The organism is Achromobacter sp. ACRQX, from assembly GCF_022346505.1.
GTDB lineage: Bacteria > Pseudomonadota > Gammaproteobacteria > Burkholderiales > Burkholderiaceae_B > Achromobacter > Achromobacter animicus.
The window spans coordinates 210,317-230,318 of the sequence record NZ_JAKRML010000005.1 but is presented as its reverse complement, the minus strand read 5'-3'; the positions used below and the strand labels follow the sequence as shown (position 1 = coordinate 230,318).

At 67.0% G+C, this 20,002-nt stretch carries 19 protein-coding genes; 8 read left to right on the top strand and 11 right to left on the bottom strand.

Annotated elements, in window-relative coordinates; translation table 11 throughout:
* Window positions 1–43: 43 nt before the first annotated feature.
* The 11 genes from MHZ91_RS07550 to MHZ91_RS07500 all read right to left on the bottom strand — a co-directional run bounded on the left by MHZ91_RS07550 (window position 44) and on the right by MHZ91_RS07500 (window position 11,874).
* Window positions 44–970 carry an N-carbamoyl-D-amino-acid hydrolase gene (locus tag MHZ91_RS07550; RefSeq protein ID WP_239213125.1) on the bottom strand — a complete coding sequence of 309 codons (927 nt, stop codon included), beginning with the start codon at window positions 968–970 and terminating at the stop codon, window positions 44–46.
* Complete coding sequence (locus MHZ91_RS07545) at window positions 967–2,463, bottom strand: amidohydrolase family protein (RefSeq protein WP_239213124.1); 1,497 nt, start codon at window positions 2,461–2,463, stop codon at window positions 967–969. Before MHZ91_RS07545 ends, MHZ91_RS07550 begins: the two co-directional genes overlap by 4 nt.
* A gap of 54 nt (window positions 2,464–2,517) precedes the next feature.
* Window positions 2,518–3,516, bottom strand: a complete 999-nt coding sequence (locus tag MHZ91_RS07540) for an ABC transporter ATP-binding protein (protein ID WP_175123080.1) — start codon at window positions 3,514–3,516, stop codon at window positions 2,518–2,520.
* A gap of 17 nt (window positions 3,517–3,533) precedes the next feature.
* Window positions 3,534–4,541, bottom strand: coding sequence for an ABC transporter ATP-binding protein (locus MHZ91_RS07535; RefSeq protein ID WP_239213123.1), 1,008 nt, complete (start codon window positions 4,539–4,541; stop codon window positions 3,534–3,536).
* Window positions 4,542–4,549: 8 nt separating this feature from the next.
* Complete coding sequence (locus tag MHZ91_RS07530) at window positions 4,550–5,425, bottom strand: ABC transporter permease (protein WP_218344850.1); 876 nt, start codon at window positions 5,423–5,425, stop codon at window positions 4,550–4,552.
* A gap of 13 nt (window positions 5,426–5,438) precedes the next feature.
* Window positions 5,439–6,374, bottom strand: coding sequence for an ABC transporter permease (locus MHZ91_RS07525; protein WP_239213122.1), 936 nt, complete (start codon window positions 6,372–6,374; stop codon window positions 5,439–5,441).
* Between the two features lie 52 nt (window positions 6,375–6,426).
* Window positions 6,427–7,998 carry an ABC transporter substrate-binding protein gene (locus MHZ91_RS07520; RefSeq protein WP_239213121.1) on the bottom strand — a complete coding sequence of 524 codons (1,572 nt, stop codon included), beginning with the start codon at window positions 7,996–7,998 and terminating at the stop codon, window positions 6,427–6,429.
* Window positions 7,999–8,077: 79 nt separating this feature from the next.
* Complete coding sequence (locus MHZ91_RS07515; protein ID WP_218344848.1) at window positions 8,078–9,523, bottom strand: M81 family metallopeptidase; 1,446 nt, start codon at window positions 9,521–9,523, stop codon at window positions 8,078–8,080.
* Window positions 9,524–9,641: 118 nt separating this feature from the next.
* The gene (locus tag MHZ91_RS07510; protein WP_175123074.1) at window positions 9,642–10,040 is read right to left on the bottom strand and encodes a RidA family protein; all 399 of its coding nucleotides are present in this window, start codon (window positions 10,038–10,040) and stop codon (window positions 9,642–9,644) included.
* A 28-nt stretch (window positions 10,041–10,068) separates the two neighbouring features.
* On the bottom strand, window positions 10,069–11,205 hold the full coding sequence (locus MHZ91_RS07505) for an FAD-binding oxidoreductase (RefSeq protein WP_218344847.1): 1,137 nt from the start codon (window positions 11,203–11,205) through the stop codon (window positions 10,069–10,071).
* Between the two features lie 177 nt (window positions 11,206–11,382).
* Window positions 11,383–11,874 carry a MarR family winged helix-turn-helix transcriptional regulator gene (locus tag MHZ91_RS07500; protein WP_239213119.1) on the bottom strand — a complete coding sequence of 164 codons (492 nt, stop codon included), beginning with the start codon at window positions 11,872–11,874 and terminating at the stop codon, window positions 11,383–11,385.
* A 135-nt stretch (window positions 11,875–12,009) separates the two neighbouring features.
* Between MHZ91_RS07500 and MHZ91_RS07495 the strand changes: the two genes are divergently transcribed.
* The 8 genes from MHZ91_RS07495 (at window position 12,010) to MHZ91_RS07460 (ending at window position 19,973) form a co-directional block, all read left to right on the top strand.
* Complete coding sequence (locus tag MHZ91_RS07495) at window positions 12,010–13,275, top strand: flavin-dependent oxidoreductase (RefSeq protein ID WP_239213117.1); 1,266 nt, start codon at window positions 12,010–12,012, stop codon at window positions 13,273–13,275.
* Window positions 13,272–13,757 (top strand): DUF3237 domain-containing protein, encoded by a 486-nt coding sequence (locus MHZ91_RS07490; RefSeq protein ID WP_239213116.1) that lies wholly within the window; start codon window positions 13,272–13,274, stop codon window positions 13,755–13,757. Before MHZ91_RS07495 ends, MHZ91_RS07490 begins: the two co-directional genes overlap by 4 nt.
* A gap of 44 nt (window positions 13,758–13,801) precedes the next feature.
* Entirely contained in the window at window positions 13,802–14,767 is a 966-nt protein-coding gene (locus MHZ91_RS07485; RefSeq protein ID WP_239213114.1) for a tripartite tricarboxylate transporter substrate binding protein, read from the top strand.
* 96 nt (window positions 14,768–14,863) lie between these two features.
* Window positions 14,864–15,382, top strand: coding sequence for a hypothetical protein (locus tag MHZ91_RS07480; protein ID WP_175123068.1), 519 nt, complete (start codon window positions 14,864–14,866; stop codon window positions 15,380–15,382).
* Between the two features lie 195 nt (window positions 15,383–15,577).
* Complete coding sequence (locus MHZ91_RS07475; RefSeq protein ID WP_239213112.1) at window positions 15,578–16,177, top strand: nitroreductase family protein; 600 nt, start codon at window positions 15,578–15,580, stop codon at window positions 16,175–16,177.
* Between the two features lie 210 nt (window positions 16,178–16,387).
* A complete protein-coding gene (locus tag MHZ91_RS07470) occupies window positions 16,388–16,816 on the top strand; it encodes a VOC family protein (RefSeq protein WP_175123066.1) in 429 nt (142 codons plus the stop codon).
* 13 nt (window positions 16,817–16,829) lie between these two features.
* Window positions 16,830–17,756 carry a LysR substrate-binding domain-containing protein gene (locus tag MHZ91_RS07465; RefSeq protein WP_239213110.1) on the top strand — a complete coding sequence of 309 codons (927 nt, stop codon included), beginning with the start codon at window positions 16,830–16,832 and terminating at the stop codon, window positions 17,754–17,756.
* Window positions 17,757–17,891: 135 nt separating this feature from the next.
* A complete protein-coding gene (locus MHZ91_RS07460) occupies window positions 17,892–19,973 on the top strand; it encodes a DUF4387 family protein (RefSeq protein ID WP_239213108.1) in 2,082 nt (693 codons plus the stop codon).
* The last annotated feature ends 29 nt before the right edge of the window (window positions 19,974–20,002 follow it).

Sequence of the window (20,002 nt, the reverse complement as noted above, 5' to 3'; positions counted from 1 at the left end):
CAAGCCCCGCCGCGTGTAGCCGGATTGTACGGGGTGGGCCGGGTCAGGCGGGAGGCTGGGCGCCGGTGCGTTCGACGATCATCCGGTAGTGCTCGGGCCGGCGGTGGGCGGCGAAGTTGAAGATGTTGGCGCGGTAGTGATCCGACACCGACAGGTCGCAGACGAAGTTGATGACCTCATCCTCCTCGGAGAACGTGCGCACCATGATTTCGCCGGTGGGCGCGACGATGCAGGATCCGCCGATCATGGGGTTGCCTTCCTCGACGCCGGCCTTGGCCGCGGCGGCCACCCAGCAGGCGTTCTGGTAGGCGCCGGCCTGCAGCGACAGCAGGTGGTGGTGCATGCGCAGGTGGATCGGCTCGTTCCATTGCACGTAGCCGGAGGGCGTGTTGTACCCGGCCATGACGACCTCCACGCCTTGCAGTCCCATGACGCGGAACGTCTCGGGCCAGCGCCGGTCGTTGCAGATGCACATGCCGATGGCGGCGTCCGGGGTCTGCCAGACGGGAAACCCCAGGTCGCCGACCGCGAAATACTTCTTCTCCAGGTGCTGCAAGGGCGCGCCGTCGACGGCCTGCACGTCGCCGGGGATATGGATCTTGCGGTACTTGCCCACGATCTGCCCGTCGCGACCGACCAGGATGCTGGTGTTGTATTGCACGCCGTCCGCCAGCTCGGCGTAGCCCAGATAGAAGCCGATGCCCTTGTCGCGCGCCGCGTCGAACAGGGGGCGGGTCAGGGGGCCTGGCATTTCGGTTTCGAAGAACGCCTGCACCTCGGCGGGATCGTCAATGGACCAGCGCGGAAAGAACGTGGTCAGCGCCAGCTCCGGAAACGTCACCCAGGCCGCGCCGCGGCTGTGGGCGTCTTCCAGCAGGTCGATCAGCCGGCGAACGACCTGGACCCGGGTGTCGCCGCGCTGGACGGGGCCCAGCTGCGCGACGGCAAGGTGGAGCTTGCGGGCGGTCATGCGGCGCTCCCGGCGTTGCCTGGAGCGGCGATCCCAACGGCGCTCCGCGCCAGGACGCGGCCGGCGTGCTGACCGGTGAAGGCCTGCTCCTCCCACACGGGCGCGCCGTTCACGTAGACCGAGTGGATGCCCGCTGCGCGTTCAGTGGGGCGTTCGAAGGTGGCGGCGTCGGCGACGGTGGCCGGGTCAAAGACGACGAGGTCGGCGAAGTATCCGGGCTGCACCTGCCCGCGTTCGGCCAGGCCGAACTTGGCGGCGGTCAGGCCGGTCATTTTCCAGACAGCGGTTTCCAGCGGGAAGAGGCCCAGGTCGCGGGAATAATGGCCCAGCACGCGCGGGAAGGTGCCCCACAGGCGCGGATGCGGACGCTCGTCGTGGGGCAGGCCGTCCGAGCCGATCATGGTGGGGCCGAACTTCAAAATGCGCTGCACGTCGGGCTCGTCCATCATGAAGTAGATGGCGCCGGCCGGTTGCAGCTCGGGCACCACGTCGAATTTTGACTTGCCCCGTTCGGCGGCAATTTCGTCCAGGTCGCGGCCGCTGAGTTCGGGAAAGGGCTTGCACCAGGTGATGATGGTGCGGCCTGCCAGCAGCACGCGGTCCTGCTTGAGCATGGTGGAACCGGCCACGTAGGGATAGGCGTCCAGCGAGACGTCCTGCTTGGCCATCGCGGCCTCGATCAGCGGCAGGGTCTCGGCGGAGCGGCCGAAGTTGGGCTGGCCCATGACCTTGTGATGCGAGATCACGACCGGCACGTCCAGTTCGCGGCCGATGCGGAAGGTCTCTTCCAGCGCCGCCACAATGTGTTCGCCCTCGTCGCGCATGTGGGTGGCGTAGATGCCGCCGTGCGTGTTGAGCGGGCGGCAGACTTCGATGATTTCCTCGGTGGTGGCCTGGGCGGCTGGCGGGTAGAACGTGCCGGTGGAGATGCCGATGGCGCCGCTGGCCAGCGCGTCGTCGGCCAGCGTCTGCATGGCCTGCACTTCATCCGGCGTGGCGGCGCGCTGCAGGTCGGGCATGACGGCCGCGCGCAGCGTGGAGTGGCCGACCATGCAGGCGGCGTTGACGGCGGCGGGCGTGGCGCGCAGGGCGTCCAGGTAATCGGAGAAGCGTTCGAAGCGGTACGAGCCGCCTTCGTCCAGCAGGTCCAGCGGCGCGGGCGGGCTGGCGTGGGCATGCGCCAGCGGCGCCAGGCTGATGCCGCAGTTGCCCGTGACGACGGTGGTGACGCCCTGCGAGATCTTGGGCGTCATGTCGCGGCGCTTGAGCAGGTAGTTGTCGTCGTGGGTGTGCGAGTCGATGAAGCCGGGCGCCACCACTTTGCCCGTCACGTCGATGCGGCGTTGCGCGGCGCTGCCGGACAGGTCGCCCACGGCGGCGATGCGGTCGCCGCGCACGCCCACGTCGGCGCGCTGGCCGGGGGCGTTGGTGCCGTCGATGACGGTGCCGCCGGCGAGGATGTAGTCAAACGGGGTGGCGTCGGGCTGGGACATGCGGTTCTCCGGCTGGATGGGATCAGGCAATGGGGGAATCAGGCAATGCGGGGATCAGGCAAAGTGGCAGGCGACCTGCTGTTCGGCGGCGACCTGGCGGGGCTGGGGCGTTTCTTCGGCGCAGCGCGGCTGCGCCATCGGACAGCGCGTGCGGAACGCGCAGCCGGATGGAGGCGACAGGGGGCTGGGGATTTCCCCCTTCAGGACCTCAACCGGATTGCGCTCTCCCTGGCGCGCGGACGGCACGGCGGCCAGCAGCGCGCGCGTGTACGGATGTGCCGGGCGGTCAAAGATCGCGTCGCGCGTGCCGATCTCGACGATCTTGCCCAGGTACATCACGGCCACGCGGTGGCTGATGTGGCGCACGACGCTCAAGTCGTGCGAGATGAACACGTAGGTCAGGCCCAGGTCGCGCTGCAGGTCCATCAGCAGGTTGATGACCTGCGCCTGCACCGACACGTCCAGCGCCGACACCGGTTCGTCGCACACGATGAGGCCAGGGTCCAGCGCCAGGGCGCGCGCGATCACGATGCGCTGGCGCTGGCCACCCGAGAATTCGTGCGGATACTTGTCGGCCGCGTCGGGTCGCAGGCTGACGCGCGCCAGCAGCTGCGCCACGCGCTCGCGAATGGCTTCGCGCCCGTGGCCGAAGTTGCGCAGCGGCTCGCCGATGATGTCGCGCACCCGCATGCGCGGGTTCATCGACGAAAACGGGTCCTGGAAAATGAACTGCATGCGGCGGCGCATGGCGCGCAACTGACTGCTGTTCATCTTGGCCAGGTCCTCGCCTTCCAGCAGGATGCGGCCTTCGGTCGGATCGGTCAGGCGGATCAGGCACTTGCCCGTCGTGGACTTGCCGCAGCCGGACTCGCCGACCAGGCTGAGCGTCTGGCCGCGCGGCACCGATAGAGAGATGCCATCGACGGCGCGCAGCACCTTGGCGCCGCGCCCGCTGTCCACAGGAAAGTGCTTCTTCAAGCCGATGACTTCCAGCATGGGCACCGCGGTGGCCGCGGGCGCGGAAGACGCGAGGGGAATGTCGTGCAGATTCATGGCGGGTCTCATGCGTCTCAGGCAGTCAGGGCGGCGGGCGCGGGAGCGTCCTGGCGCGCCCAGCACCAGACGCGGTGGCGCGCGCCGGCGTCGGTGGCGGACGGCGCTTCCTCGGTGCAGCGCGGCAGGGCCTCGGGGCAACGCGCGGCAAAGGCGCAGCCGCGCGACGCGGGCGTGCGCACCGGGACGATGCCGGGCAGCTCGGCCAGCCGGGCAGTGTGGTCCTGGCCGTCGACGAAGTCGGGCAGCGAACGGATCAGCGCCTGGGTGTACGGATGTTGCGGGCGGTCCAGCACGTCGTCCACGCTGCCTTCCTCGACCTTGCGGCCGGCATACATGACGATGACGCGCTGGCACATCTGCGCGACCACGCCCAGGTCGTGTGTGATCAGCACGATGGCCGTGCCAAGCCGCGCCTGGATGTCTCGCAACAGGTGCAGGATCTGCGCCTGGATGGTGACGTCCAGCGCCGTGGTGGGTTCGTCGGCGATCAGCACCTTGGGCTGACAGGCCAGCGCCATGGCGATCATGGCGCGCTGGCGCATGCCGCCCGAGAGCTGGTAGGGATACTCGCGCACGCGGCGCGCGGGGTCGGAGATCTGCACCAGGTCCAGCAACGCCTCGGCCTGCACCAGCGCCTCTTTGCGCGACAGGCCCTGGTGCAGCATGAGCGATTCACTGATCTGCTTGCCCACCGTGATGACGGGGTTCAGCGACGTCATGGGCTCCTGGAAGATCATCGAGATCTGGTTGCCGCGGATGGCGCGCATCGATTTTTCCGGCAGCGCCAGGAGGTCGCGGCCGTCGAATTCGATGCTGCCGCCCGCGACGCGGCCGGGAGCGCGCAAGAGCCGCATGATGGACAGGGACGTGACGCTCTTGCCGCAGCCCGATTCGCCGACCAGACCCAGCGTTTCGCCGGGCAGGAGGTCGAACGAGAGCTTGTCGACGGCCAGCACGGTGGTGTCGTCGCCGTCGAAACAGGTGGTGAGGTCTTGCACGCGCAGGACGGGTTGGGTTTGCATGTGCGCTCCTACAGCTTCTTGGCCAGACGGGGATCGAGCATGTCGCGCAGCCCGTCGCCGACCAGGTTGACGGCCAGCACGGCCACGCCCAGGAAGAGGCCCGGATACAGGATGATGTGGAACGCCACGGCCACGAAGTTGCGGCCTTCGGCCATGATGTTGCCCCAGCTCGGAATGTGCGGCGGGATGCCCACGCCCAGGAAGCTGAGCACCGCTTCGGTCAGGATGGCCGAGGCCGCGATGAACGTGGCTTGCACCATCAGCGGCGCGAAGAGGTTGGGCAGGATGTGGCGCAGCAGGATCGACGGCACGCGCGTGCCGACCGAGACGGCGGCCTCGATGTACGGCTGTTCGCGGATGGTCAGGACCAGCGCGCGCACCAGGCGCACGACGCGCGGCACTTCGGGCACGACGATGGCGATGATGACGGTACCCAGTCCCCCTTTTAGCGTGGCCATCAGCGCAATCGCCAGCAGCACGCCGGGAATGGCCATCAGGCCGTCCATGATGCGCATGATGACGGCGTCGATGCGGCGGAAGTAACCCGCCATCATGCCCAGCACCACGCCGGCCACGGTGGAGACGACCGCCACCACGATGCCGACCAAGAGCGAGATGCGCGCGCCCCAGACGGTGCGCGAATAGACGTCGCGGCCCAGCGCATCGGTGCCGAACAGATGCTCGGCCGATGGGGGCTTCATGCGCGCCATCGGATTGATCTCTTGCGGATCAACGGTGGCCAGCCACGGCGCGGCCAGCGCGATGGCGGCCAGCACCAGCAGGATGGCGCCGCCGGCATACAGCATGGGATGGCGGCGCACGGATCGGAAGGCGCGCCGCAGGCGCGGGCGCGCGGCGGGAAGCGGCAGGGTGGTCGTGTTCATGCGTTGCCTCTTCTCAGTAACGGATGCGCGGATCGAAGAGCCGGTAGCTCAGGTCGACCAGCAGGTTGATCAGCACGTAGATGCCCGAGGCCACCAGCAGCACGCCCTGGATGACCGGGTAGTCGTGGCGCAGCACGGCGTCGATGGTCAGGCGGCCCAGGCCGGGGATCGCAAACACGGTTTCCGTTACGACCACGCCGCCGATCAGGAGCGCCACGCCCACGCCGATGGTGGTGACGATGGGATTGGCGGCGTTCTTCAGCGCATGCCAGACGATGGGGCCGGACGACAGGCCCTTGGCGCGCGCAGTCCGGATGTAGTCTTCGGACAGAGCTTCCAGCATGGTGGCGCGCGTCATCCGCGTGAGCAGGGCCATGTAGACCAGGCCCAGCGACAGACAGGGCAGCACCAGGTGGCGCAGGTAAGGCACAAGGCCATCGGCCAGCGGTTTGTAGCCCTGGACCGGCAGCCAGCCGAGCTTGATGGAAAAGCCGTACACCAGGCTGTAGCCGATCAGGAACACCGGCACCGAGAACGCACAGACCGCGCCCACCATGACCAGCCTGTCCAGCCACTTGCCGGCGTTCCACGCGGCCAGCACGCCCAGCGGAATCGCGGCCACCACGGCAAACAGCATCGTGAAGAGCGCGATCGAGATCGTGGGGCCCATGCGCTGCGCGATGAGCTGCGACACGGGCATCTGCGTGGACATCGAGGTGCCCAGGTCGCCCACGGCGATATGGCTGATCCAGATGACGAACTGCTGCAGGAGCGGCTTGTCCAGCCCCAGGTTCTGCCGGATTTTTTCGACGTCGTCGGCGGTGGCGTTGTCGCCTGCGATGACCGCCGCGGGATCGCCCGGTGACAGGTGTATCAGCAGGAACACCACGACGGCCACGACGGCCATGACGGGTATGACGGCCGCGATGCGGCGCAGGATGAATTTCACGCTGGATTCCCCCCGGCTTGCGGCCGGGCGCGCGCGGCGCCCGGCGTCTGCCTTACGGTTTCTCGATGTTCCACATCACCGGAATGCCGGACTTGATCAGATCGGTCTGCTTCAAGCCGCGCACCGCGAAGACAGGCTTGAATTCGCCCCACATCACGTAAGGCACGGTCTGGTAGGCGCGCGCCTGGATCTGCGCGGCAAGGTCCTTGCGCTTGGCGGCGTCGGTCTCGCGGATCCAGCTGGTGCGCAGGGTGTCCAGTTCCTTGTCGCACGGCCAGCCCGGCAGGCTGTTGCCGCAGGCGGCGGACAGCCACGGGTTGGTGACCGGCGTGCTGGCGTCGAAATAACCGCCCCAGGTCAGGAAGATGTTCCAGCCGCCTTGAGCGGGCGGATCCTTCTTCAGGCGGCGGCCGGCCAGCGAGGCCCAGTCCATCGACTGCAGGTCCACGTTCACGCCGGCCTTCTTCAGGTTCTGCGCCAGCACCATGACGGCCGGGGCGCTCAGATGATCGGTGGGGTACAGCAGCACCACCTTCTCGCCCTTGTAGCCGGCTTCCTGCAGCAGCTGCTTGGCGCGTGCGGGATCGGTTTTGGCGTAGGGCGCGGCGCCCGCGTCCGTGGCCAGGGGCGAACCGCAGATGTACATGGTGGCGCAGTAGTCCACGCGGTACTTGTCCGGGTAGCCCATCGCGGTCAGCATTTCCTTCTGGCTGACCAGGTAGTACACCGCCTGGCGCGCGAGCGGGTTGTTGAACGGCGGATGCAGCGAATTCAGGATCACCATGCCTTGCGAGGCCACCGACGTGCTCAGCGTGATGTCCGGGTTGGATTCCAGCACCGGCAGGAAGTCGGGCGTGACCTGTTCGATCATGTCGACCTCGCCGTTCATCAGCGCGGCCGTCGAGGTGTTGCCGTCGGGGATGTAGACCCATTCCACGCGGTCCACCTTCACGTTCTTGCCGCCCGCCAGGCCGTCCGGCGCTTCGGAGCGCGGCACGTACGCCGGGTTCTTGACGTACACGACCTTGTTGCCGGGCACCCATTCATCGCGCTTGAAGAGGAACGGACCCGAGCCGACCATCTCGGTGACCTGGGTGTTCGGATCGGTGGCGGCCAGCCGCTTGGGCATGATGAAGGGCGGCATGCCCGAAGGCTTGGACAGCGCGTCCAGCACGAGGCCGAAGGGCTCTTTCAGCGTCAGCGTGAATGTGTTTTCGTTGGTGGCGGCAAATTCTGCGCCGGCCGCCATCATGGCCTGGCCCAGCGTGTCCTTCTTTGCCCAGCGCTGGATCGACGCAATGCAGTCCTCGGCCGTCACCGGCGTGCCGTCGTTGAACTTCAGACCGGGACGCAGGGTGAAGGTCCAGGTCTTGCCGTCTTCGGACGTGGTCCAGGTGTCCACCATCTGCGGCTTGACCTGGCCCTTGCTGTCCTGCGCGAACAGGGTGTCGAACACCATGTAGCCGTGGTTGCGCGTGATGTAGGCGGTGTTGAAGAGCGGGTCCAGCGTCTTCAGGTCGGCGTGCGGCACGAGGCGCAGCGTCTTGGTCTGGGCGAGTGCACCGGTCGCGGCGCTCATGGCCAGGAGCGCGGCGGCTCCCAGCAGGCTGAAACGTCTGATCATGGATTTCCCCTTGTTGGTTCTGAGTGCCCGGGCAGGGCGGCTGTGGTGGGCGGCTTGGTCTTGGTGCCGAGCCTTGATGTCAGGCCTTGAAGGGCCATTTCGGCAATTTGCGCTTCACGAACGGCAGCGTGTTGAGGTCATTCGTGATGGCGCCGGGCGTTTCGACGTAGATGACGTGGCGGCCGACCTTCGAATACGAGGCATAGAAATGCTGCGAAGACTTCACGATGATGAGTTTCATCGCGGCCAGGTCCACGCCGAACTGCGTGAAGAGGTCGGTGCCCATGGCCTGGGTGCGCGAGGTGGTCATGACGAGGGTCACGCCGCCGGTGCGCACGACGGCCACGTCGCCCAGCAGCGCGGGCGTGCCGGCCAGACCAGTCATGACGGCGTCGCGCTTGAGCGCCAGGATCTCGCAGTCCAGGTCCAGCGGCTGGCCGGACACCGGCGCCACCTTGCCGCCCACGCGCAGCTTGATCTGCGCGCCTTCGCCGGCCTCGAAGCACAGTTGCACGGCAACCGGATCCCAGAACGGGCCGGTGGCGACATCGGTGATGCCGCGCGCCAGCACGCGTTCCAGGATGAAGGTGGCATCGCTGGGCGCGCCGCCGCCGGCGTTGTCGGCCGAATCGGCCAGCACCACCGGGAATTCCTTGTGCGCCAGCGCCTGGTCCAGCGCTTCGTCCGCGCCGGGGTAGGGCGGCGCCAGCTGATCGCGGAAACCGATGATCTCCTCGCCCAGCGTGCGCGCCAGCGCCTCGGCCTGCGCGGCGTCGCCGTCGGTATAGACCAGCACCTTCGAACCCATGTCCGGCGTGTCGCCCCACGGGAAGCCGTGCGCGATGGACACGGACAGCACGCCTTCCTTGCCTTCCATCGCTAGCAGGCGGTCCACGAAGCTGCGCATCGGCTCGCGGCTGGTGTGCATGATGGAGATCATTTCGCAGTCGTAGACCGCACGCGTGGGGTTGATGCGGCCCTCGGCGCGCGCCACGCACAGGTCGACCAGGTCGAACGCGCGTTCCAGGATGTCGGTGTGCGGGTATTCCTTGAAACAGACCAGGAAGTCGGCGCTCTCTACCATCGCGTCCGTCAGGTGGCAGTGCGGATCCAGTTCGGCGCCGATCACGGCGTCCGGGCCGACGATCTCCCGCGCGCGGCGCAGCAGGTCGCCTTCGCAGTCGTCGTAGCCGTCGGCGACCATCGCGCCATGCAGGCCGAAGAGTGCGATATCCACCTTGCCCGCGCGGCGCAGGTCGTCCAGCAGCTCATCGCGCAGCGTCTCGTAGGCGTGGCGGGTGGTGATGCCGGCCGGCGTCGCTCCCGCGGTCAAGCCTTCGATCAGCGTCCAGTCCTTGCCCGCGGCGCGCTGGCGCGCGGCCCACAGCGGACCCGAAAACATCTGCATGCGGTCCGGATGCTGGCCGGCGGGGAAGTAGCCGCGCGCCCGGTAGGAAGCCAGGCCGGTCGGAATGGGGGAGAAGGTGTTCGTCTCGGTCGCCAGGGACCCGGAAAAGATCTTCATGAATGACGCTCCGCGCTAGAGAGGGGCTTTGAGGGCGCGGGCATCGGGGCGCGCGCTGGGGGGTGTCGCCCCGCCAGGCGTGGGCCTGGCGGTGTCATGCAATCGAACGAATACGGCGTCAGGCGGCTGCGGGACCCTTGGGCTGGCTGTCGCCCAGCCAGGCCTGCACTTCGATCTCGACATCCACGTCCATGGCCAGCTTGGCCTCGACGGTGGAGCGCGTGGGGAAATCGGAGGAGAAATGGCTGCGGTAGGCCTCGTTGAACTGCGCGAACAGCGCCAGATCGGTCAACCACACGGTCACGCGAACCACGTCCTTCAGGCTGGCGCCGGCCAGTGCGAGCGTGTCCTTGATGCGCTCGATGGCGGCATTCGTCTGGGCGGTGATATCGCCACGCACGACCTGGCCGTCGGCATCCAGCGGGATCTGCCCGGACAGGAACAAAAAGCCGCCCGCCTGAGTGGCGCGCGAGAAGGGCAGGGGCAGGCTGCTGGGGTATCGGGTGATGGCGGTCATGTCGGGGTCTCGGTTATCGGTGATTGGATCAGCGCAAGCGCTCGGGCCGCACGGCGTCGGCATTGACGCCGTGCGCGTGGAGGTGATCGGGTAGGGGCTGGCGCGTCAGCAGCGCGGCGGCAAGCTCGGACGTGGCGGCGGCGGTCTGAATGCCGTAGCCGCCTTGCGCGGCCAGCCAGAAGAAGGCCGGCGTGGCCGCGTCCCAGCCCACCACGAAATCGCCATCGCGCACGAACGAGCGCAGGCCGGCCCAGATGTGCTTCGGGCGGCGGATGGTCAGCGACGTGGCGGTTTCGATGCGGTAGATGCCGGTTGCGACATCCAGCTCTTCGGGCACGACGTCGTGCGCGTCGACCGGATCGGCATTGGCGGGCGAGCCCAGAAGTTGTCCGGCGTCCGGCTTGAAGTAATAGCTTTCGTCCACGCCGACTACGGCGGGCCAGTGCGAGAAATCGACGTCGTCCGGACCGCTGAAGGTGAAGGCGGTGCGGCGGCAGGGTTGCAGGCCGACGGGGGCGGCTCCGCACAGCGTTGCCGTGTGGTCGGCCCACGCGCCCGCGGCGTTGACGACGGCGCGCGCTCGGATCTGGCGCCCGTCGGCCAGGGTCAGCGTCCAGACCTCGTTCTCGAACGCGGCGCCGGTCAATTCGGCATTGTTGTGCAGCACCGCGCCTTGGCGGCTCATGCCGCGCAGAAAGCCCTGATGCAGGGCATGCACGTCGATGTCGCGCGCGTCCGGTTCCTCGATCGCGCCGCAGAGCTGGTCTTCGCGCAGGCAGGACACGCGGGCCACCGCTTGCGCGGCGTCGATCAGCGTGACGTTGGGTGACTGGCGGTGGAAGTCATCGAACACTTCCTGCAGCAGATCCTTCTGGTCCGGCGTTGCGATGTACAGCACGCCGCGCGGGCTAAGCAGCGGATGCTCGCAGAAGCCTTCGGGCGGATGTTCGTAGAACGCGCGGCTGGCGCGCGTAAGCGCCTTGATCTGCGTGGTGCCGTAGGTCTCCATGAACATGGCTGCGGAGCGGCCGGTGGAGTGATAACCGGGTTGGGACTCGCGTTCCAGCACTGCCACGGACGCCGAGGCGCTGAGGCGGTAGGCCACGGAGGCGCCGGCGATCCCGGCGCCGACCACGGCAAAGTCGTATAGGGTTTCAGCAGTCATTTTGTCGGAAGCGAGAATTCTCTTATTTGATAATTCTCGAATACGATAGTTTTTTGACGCGGCTGGAGTAATAGGGGAATGCCCGCATGGGCGCAAAAGGCGCGCACGATGCGGCGCAGCCTTGCGCGGAGAGGGAAGCCGCGCTACCTGTCCATGGGTGCGCGATGGCGGGCCGCGCTACCCCAGCTTGCCCAGCAGCCCGATCAGTTTTCGCCGATCCGCCGCGCCGAGCTTCCCGCTGATACGCGCGTCGTGCGCCTGCACGGCCTCGGTGATGGCGGCCAGCGCGGTGTGGCCGGCCGGCGTCATGGCCAGCGCGTAGGCGCGCCGGTCGCGTTCGGCTTCCTGGCGCTCCACGTAGCCCAGGTCCTGCAACTGGTTGACGATCTGCACCGCGCCCGAGCGCGCAATGCCCAGGATGCGCGCCAGGTCGGTGAGCTTGAGGTTTTCATTGGCGGCGATCAGCGTCAGTGCCGAATAACGCTGCGGCGTGATGTCCCACGGCGCCAGCGCGGCCAGGAAGTCCTCGTAGATCAGGATCTGCGCGCGGCGGATGGCGTAGCCGACCAGGTCGTCCAGCGCGCCGTACTGAATGCCGGGCACATGCGGATCGAAGTGTTCGCCGCGGGCAGCAGGGCGGCGAGGGCGTGGGGCGGAGGCTCTGGACATCGGGGGCAGATCGTGAAACGGGGCCTCAACACTAATGCACGCGTCGCCGCCGCGCCACCGGATTGCGGGAAATCCCTCGTGCGAAACGCTGGGCGATTTTGTTATGTTGCATAACAAATAAGACCAGGAGTAGACATGCAAATCGTCATTGCCGGGGCCGGGATCGGCGGGCTGACCCTTGCGCTGATGCTGCATCGGCGCGGCATCGGCTGCCGCATCTATGAAAGCGCGCAGGAATTGCGGCCATTGGGCGTCGGCATCAATCTGCTGCCCCATGCGGTCAGCGAGATCGAACAATTGGGCCTCATGCCCCAGTTGGCCGAACGCGCCATCGAGACCTCGCAGCTTCACTACTACAACAAGCTCGGCCAGCCGATCTGGCGCGAGCCGCGCGGCCTCGAGGCCGGTTATCCGCTGCCGCAGTTTTCGGTGCATCGCGGCGAGTTCCAGATGCTGCTCGCGCAGGCCGTGCGCGACCGGCTCGGGCCGGATGCCATCGTGCCGGGCATGGTGCTGGAATCGGCCAGCCAGGATGCGGCGGGCGTGCACGCGCAGTTCCGCCGCCGCGCGGACAACGCGCTGCAGGCCGTGCACGGCGACATCCTGGTGGGCGCCGATGGCATCCACTCGGCACTGCGCCGTCAGCTTCATCCCGTCGGGGACGAGCCCCGTTTTTCCGGGCGCATGCTGTGGCGCGCCGTGACCGAGGCGCCGCCGTATCTGGACGGGCGCAGCATGTTCATGGCGGGTCACCAGGACCAGAAATTCGTCTGCTATCCGATCTCCGAACCGCTGCGCACACAAGGCCGTTCGCTCATCAACTGGATCGCCGAGCTGTCGATCCCCGGCGCGGAACTGCCCGCCACCGACTGGAACCGCAAGGTCGACAAGTCCGTCTTCGCGGACCGCTTTGCCGATTGGCGCTGGGACTGGATCGACATCCCTGCCATCATCGACGGCGCCGAGGCAATCTACGAATTTCCGCTGGTGGACCGCGATCCCTTGCCGCGCTGGACGCGCGGGCGCTATACGCTGCTGGGCGACGCGGCGCATCCCATGTATCCGATCGGCTCGAACGGATCGGCCCAGGCGATCCTGGACGCGCGCTCCCTGGCCGACTGGCTGGATCAGGCGGTGCAGGGCAAGGCGCGTTCAGCAGAGATCGCGCTGCTGGAGTACGAGGCCGAACGTCTGCCGCGCACCGCGGGCATCGTGCTGCGCAATCGTTTGAACGGCCCCGAACAGGTGATGCAGTTGGCCGAAGAGCGCGCGCCGCAAGGCTTTGCGAACATCAACGACGTCATATCGGGCGAGGAGCTGGCGGCGGTATCGCTGCGCTACAAGCAGCTGGCGGGTTTTGACCCCGCCGCGCTGCGACTTGCTCGCGGAGAAAAGCCATGAGCGGCGCCGATGCCATCAACGAACCCCACGCGCCCCGGCTGGAACATGTGACCACCGTGGTGGTCGACGTGGGCGCGCCGCAGGAAGTGGGCGATACGCCGCAGGGCCGGCGCCGCGTGATCCCGATCACAGGCGGCACGGTCGACGGTCCGCGTCTGTCGGGCAAAGTGCTGCCCGGCGGCGCGGACTTCCAGATCATCCGCTCGGCCACATTCACGGACATCCACGCACGCTATGTGATCGAGACGCCCGCAGGCGAGCGCGTGTATGTCGAGAACACTGGCATCCGCACGGGCAGCGCCGAGGACATCGCGCGGCTGGCGCGCGGCGAAGCCGTCGATCCGGCGCGCATCTACTTTCGCAGCTATCCCCGCTTTGAAACGTCGTCGCCCGCGCTCGGCTGGATGAACGAAAGCCTGTTCATCGGCACCGGCGCGCGTTATCCCGACCGCGTCGAATTGCGCTTCTATCGCATTTGCTGAACCCGCGGCAGCCGCCGCGGCATTAAAAAAACCAGGAGACAACCATGCAAACGATGCTGCGCCGCCTGCTGGGCGGCTTCATGCTGTGCCTGCCGCTTGCGGCAGCCGCCCAGTTTCCCAATGGGCCGGTGCGCCTGAACGTGGGCTTTCCGCCCGGCACGGGGCCGGACATCGTGGCCCGCACGTTGTCCCAGCACATGGGACCGCTGCTGGGCGAAAGCGTGGTGGTGGAGAACAAGGTCGGTGCCGGCGGGCAGATTGCCGCCCAGAACGTCGCGCGCAGTCCGGCGGACGGCCAGACGCTGCTGCTGGGCGAGGTCGGTTCGATCAGCATTTCGCCTGCCACGTACCGCAACCTGAACTACGATCCGCCGCGCGACTTCGCGCCGATCTCCGAGGTGGTGCGTGCCGACTTCGTGCTGGTGGTGCCGGCCAGCTCGCCGTACAAGGACCTGCCGGCGTTTATCGACGCCGCGAAGAAGGCGCCGGACCGCGTGAACTTCGCCACCTTCGGCGCGGGTACGCCCGGCCATTTCGGCGCGGAGCTTTTCGCGCGCGAGGCGGGCCTGAAGATCGAGGCCATCCATTACCGGTCGACGGGCGATGCGGTGTCTGGACTGGTGTCCGGCGGCGTGCAGGCGGCCTTCGTGACGACGGCCCTGGCCGCGCCCCAGGTGCAGGGCGGCAAGCTGCGCGCGCTGGCCACCACCGGCGCGAAGCGCTCGTCCGCGTTGGCTGACGTGCCGACGTTCGCGGAGGGCGGCCTGCCGGCGGTCAACTTCGGCGCCTGGTTCGCGTTGTTCGCGCCGGCCGGCACGCCGGAGGCCGTGCTGACTCGCTTGCAGGCTGACAGCGCCGCTGCGCTGCGCCAGCCTGCCGCCGTGAAGACGCTTGGCGAAGCGGGATTTGTCGACGTGGGCTCGGACCGGCAGGCGCTGCAGGCCTTGCTGACCGCGGAGTCCAAGCGCTGGGCCGACGTCGTGAAGGCGACGGGGTTCCGCGCCGACTGAAGCATGGAGGGATCTGGCCGGCCATACGTCGCCGGCCACAGCGATTGCTATAGTCTCGCGCTCATCAATCTTCGCGCTTCACTGGAGACCCGCTGCATGTCCGATCCCACGTTCGATCACGTTCTGTCCCACCCGCCACGCTGTCTGGATGGCGTGCGCGTGACACCCGCGCCCTTGATCGTGGAAGACCGTGGCGAGGTTGCGGTCGCATTCCGCCTACTAGGCGCCGGCGGCGCGCAGACGGGCGAAATCCTGGGCTTTGACCTGCGCGACTACAACGAACACGTCCAGGACTACGAATTCGTGTCGCCGCTGGCCGTGAAATGGGACGGCGCATCGGAGGATGTCGTGGTGTTCGACAGCGACATCCACGGCTATCACGGCGAGCTGGATTGCTCAGCCAAGATCCGCGGCGAGGGGGCGGCGCAGGCCTTTGCCTGCCCCGCCTGCCAGGGCACGCGGTTCAGCGTCTTCGCCCAGTTCGACTACGACGGCACGGACGAACTCTGGGACGAAGATCCGGACACCGTGCAGAACTTCTTCAGCAATCTCATCGTGGCGGGCCAATGCACGTCCTGCAACACGGTGACGCGCGTCCTGGACATGGACCTCTGACCCAATCAAACGTTTGAACTCGGCCGTCTGGAGGCGCCCGATTGCTCGCGCGGATCGCACGTTGCAGCCCCTTTGGCACCATCAGTGGAACAGTATGTTCCAGCCAAAGTGCGTTTGAACGGGTATTCGCGTCATGGTCGAGCCGGTAGAATGCCTCCCATCGTCATCTCTATCTACTGGTCGAAAGGTCAAATAATGAGCAACGCATATCTCGAAGCGCTCAAGCAGCGCCGCACGCAGTATTCGCTGGGCCGCAACCTGTCGGCCTCCAAGGAAGAACTGAGCACGCTGATCCAGGAAGCGATCAAGCACAGCCCGTCCTCCTTCAACTCGCAAAGCTCGCGCGCCGTGATCCTGTTTGGCGCCGAAAGCGACAAGCTCTGGAACCTGGCTACGGAAGAAGTGCGCAAGGTTGCGCCCGCCGAAGGTTTCGACAAGACCGAAGCCAAGCTCAAGAGCTTTGCCGCCGGCGTGGGCACCATCCTGTTCTTTGAAGACCAGGACGTCGTGCGCAGCCTGCAGGAAAAGTTTGCGCTGTACGCCGACAACTTCCCGGTCTGGTCCGAGCAATCGGGCGGCATGGCCCAGTTGTCCGTGTGGACCGCGCTGGCCAACGCCGGTGTCGGCGCCAGCCTGCAGCACTACAATCCGCTGATCGACGCCGCCGTCGCGCGCGAATGGAACGTTCCCGCCTACTGGAAGCTGCGCGCGCAGATGCCGTTTGGCTCGAACGAAGCCGGTTTCGGCGACAAGGCTTTCATGGACGACGCCGAGCGCTTCCGCGTGTTTGGCTGATCGAATCCGGGGCCGTGCCGCGCACGCCCCGCATGACCGCGGTATTCAGGCCCGCATTGCCCCACACGGCAATGCGGGCCTTGTCATTGGCGGGCGGGCTGAATGGGCAAGCCGGCAATGCGTCCCGGTGGTATCCGTTTGACCGAGCCCCCATATCGCCTGCAGCGGATGGCGCTATAGTCGACCGATCCCCACCAGTAAGGAGATGTCATGCAGACCAACGAGATCCATCGCGGCCGTCTGATCGATCACATCCAGCTTGTCGTGCGCGATCTGCCGGCCAGTCAGCGCTTCTACCAGGCGGTGTTCGATGCCCTGGAGGTGCCGATGGGCGGCACGGCCGACGACTACTTCTGGGCGGACGAGCTCTTTGTCTCGTCGGCTGACAGCCAGGCCGCGCTGGGCCAGTTGACGGGACGCCACCATCTGGCGTTCCAGGCGCGAGATCAGGCGATGGTCGACGCGTTTTACAAAGCGGCGCTGGCTCATGGCGGCAAGGACAACGGCGCGCCGGGATTCCGCGAATACCATCCCGGCTACTACGGCGCCTTCGTGCTGGATCCGGACGGCAACAACATCGAAGCCGTGTTCCATGGCGAAGCCCGGCGCAGCGCGCCGTCAGTCAAGGTGACGTTCTGACCGGAGCGTGTCCGTGCAACTGCGCCATCTCCGGTACTTCGTCAAGATCGTCGAGGCGGGCAGTTTTTCCCGCGCGGCGGCGCTCATTCCGGTGGCGCAGCCGGCGCTCAGCCAGCAGATCGCGGCATTGGAAGAAGAGCTGGGCGTGACGCTGCTGCATCGCAGTGCGCGGGGCGCGCGTCCCACGGCCGCGGGCGCCGCGCTCTACACGGAAGCCGCATCCATCCTGAGCCGCATGGAGCGCATTCCGCAGATCGTGCGCTCGCTCAGCGGCGACATCCAGGGCGTCGTGCGCATCGGCATGTCGTCGACGCTGGCGTCGTTTCTGGCGGGCGAACTGATGGAAAAATGCCGGGCGGCGCTGCCCAAGATCAGCCTGCGTTTCAGCAGCGATGCCAGCGGCCAGCTGGGCGCCCGCATCCGCGACAGCTCGCTGGATCTGGCGCTGGTGTTCGAGGACGAACCGACCACGGGTTTTGCGCGCCAAGCGCTGTTCCGGCAACGGCTTTTCGTGATCAGCCCGCGCAAGCCCGGGCGCCGGCCGTCCGCCATGCGCTTCGAGCAACTGGCGGACATGCCGCTCATTCTGCCCGCGCATCCCAACATGACACGCAATCTGCTCGACCGGCTGTTTTCCGAGGCCGGCATCGCGCCGCAGGTGGTGGCGGAAACCGAGGTCTTTTCCGGCATGCTGTCGGCGGTGCAGGCGGGCATCGGCCACACCATCCTGCCGCTGGGCGATTTCTCGGGGCAGCCGGGAAACGCGATGGTGTCCGCCGTGCTGATCGAGCCGCCCGTCTATCTGACGGCGGCAGTCATCGCGTCCAGCGACGTGCCGCTGGCGCCGCCCGCCGAGGCGGTGCGCACGCTGCTCAGCGAGTTCGTGATGCAGCAGGTGCAGGAAAAAGGACTGGCCGGCGCGGAGCCGCTGCCTTCCTGACGCGCCGCTAAAGGCCATATCCGCGGCCGATACCCGCATATCGACATAGTATTTTTCCAGCTTCGCCGGCAGGCGCAATCTTCACGCTCATGCAGCAACCGCAATGTCTGCGGCCTGCAGAACTGGAGAGTGATGATGGCAAAGCTGGTTTATCGCGTGGTGTCCGCGTGCGGCGCGTTGGGATATGGATTTCCCCGTGAATCGCTGCAAAAGGCGCTGGAAGGGCGGATCGACGCCGTGATCTCGGATGCGGGATCGATGGACGCCGGCCCCTATTACCTGGGCACGGGAACCGAGTACTTCGAACGCGAGGCCGTGAAGGCGGACTTTCGCCACATGGTCGAGGCGGGCGAACGCATCGAGGGTCCGGTCATCCTGGGAAGCTGCGGCATGGCGGGCGGCAACCGCAACCTGGACTGGATGATCGACGTCGCCAAGGAAGTGTTTGACGAGCTGGGCGTGAAGGACCGCGCGGTGGCTGTCATCCGGTCTGAACTGGACCCGGCCAGCGTGATCCGCGAATTCCGCGCGGATGCGCTTCGGCCCACGGGCGCCGGGCCGGAGCTGGATGCAGCGGCGCTCGAAGAGAGCACCATCGTGGGTCAGATGGGCGTGCATCCGCTCATCACTGCGCTGGAAAGCGGCGCGAAGTACGTGCTGGCAGGCCGCTCGTGCGACATTGCACTGTTCGCGTCCGACATGATCCGCCGCGGTATCGATCCGGGTCTGGCGTACCACGTGGGCCACGTGCTGGAATGCGGCGCGCTGGCCTGCGACCCGGGCTCGCCGTCGGATTGCCTGATTGCCGAAATCTACGACGACGGCACGGCGCTTTTCGTGGCGCCGGACTCGGGACGGCGCTGCACGCCGTATTCCATTGCGGCGCATTCGCTGTACGAGGAAAGCCATCCCCAACTGCAGTTCTATCCCGAAGGCATCCTGGCGATGGAACACACGGAATTCTTCGCGCGCGACGCCCGCACCGCCGGCATCCGCAACAGCCAGTTCGTGCATGCGGGCAAGCCATGGCCGTGGAGCATCAAGCTGGAAGGCGCGCGGCGGCTGGGCAAACGCAAGGTGTCGCTGGTTCATCTGGATCCCGCGGACCTGCCGCGTGTGCCTGGCGACGTGCTGGTCTATGGCCGCAACGGCGTCCAGGCCGTGCCGCTGCGCGAGGGCGAAAAGGAGCTGGGTCTGATCGTGGAAACCTGCGCGGCGACGCCGCAGGCGGCCGAAACGCTCGCCAGCCTGCTGACCCACTATCTGATCCATTACGGTTACGCGGGGCGCAAGGCCACCGCCGGCAACATTGCCTATCCGCTGTCGCCCAATCTGGTGAGCTTCCGGCGCGAGGACGGGCAGTACGGCGCGGTGGTTCCCAGCGGCACGCGCGATCCGGTGTTCCAGGCCAATTACCCGATGATCAAGGACGCAGTCATCACGCTGGTTCAGGCGGAATTTCCGGACGCGCTGCGCGCCGCTACCTGGAAAATCCATGAGGCCGACGCGAGCCATCCGGTCGCGCTTGTGCGCACCATCGACCGCGATCCCCGTGTGCTCGCCGATCGCCATCACGCCGAGCTGCAACGCCTGCTGTCGCTGGCCGCCGCGCGCGACGGCTCGCGGATGGACATGGATGCCGGCGATGCCTACGAATGGACGCTTTACCACCTGCTGCAGAACGAAGACATCATCAAGAACCGCATGTTCCCGATCACCTACTTCCGCGCCAACGGCAAGGCGTGGACGGAAAGCGGATCCGGCCGGCCGCGGTACTACGACATCGGCATCACGGACTACCAGGGCAATCTGGACGACCGCACGCTGTCCCTGATCGCCGACGTGCCGCCTGAAGGCGCGCCCCAACGCGAACAACCGCTGCTCGACATGGCCGTGGTGGTCCGCAGCAAGGACGCGGGCATCAACCGGCTGACGTTCGACATCGTGTTCAACTCGGCCGCCGACTACGAGGCCGCGTTGCGCTCGAACGTGTTCTGCCCGGCCAATGTGGCGCAGGTGCTGGGCGTGGCGACCGAGCGCGTGGTCGGCACGTTCTTCGTGGATAGCTGCAACGCCATCAAGCTGACCATCGACCGTCCGAACATTTCTGCTTCTCCGGATGAGCGCGACGTGTTCGGGGCGCAGCAGCAGGCGGTGATTGAACGCCTGTCGATTCCGCACTATGCGGAGCGGCTGGCGATGGCCTCGGCGCTGTAGCACGCGTTGACGACGCCGCCGATCGCGAA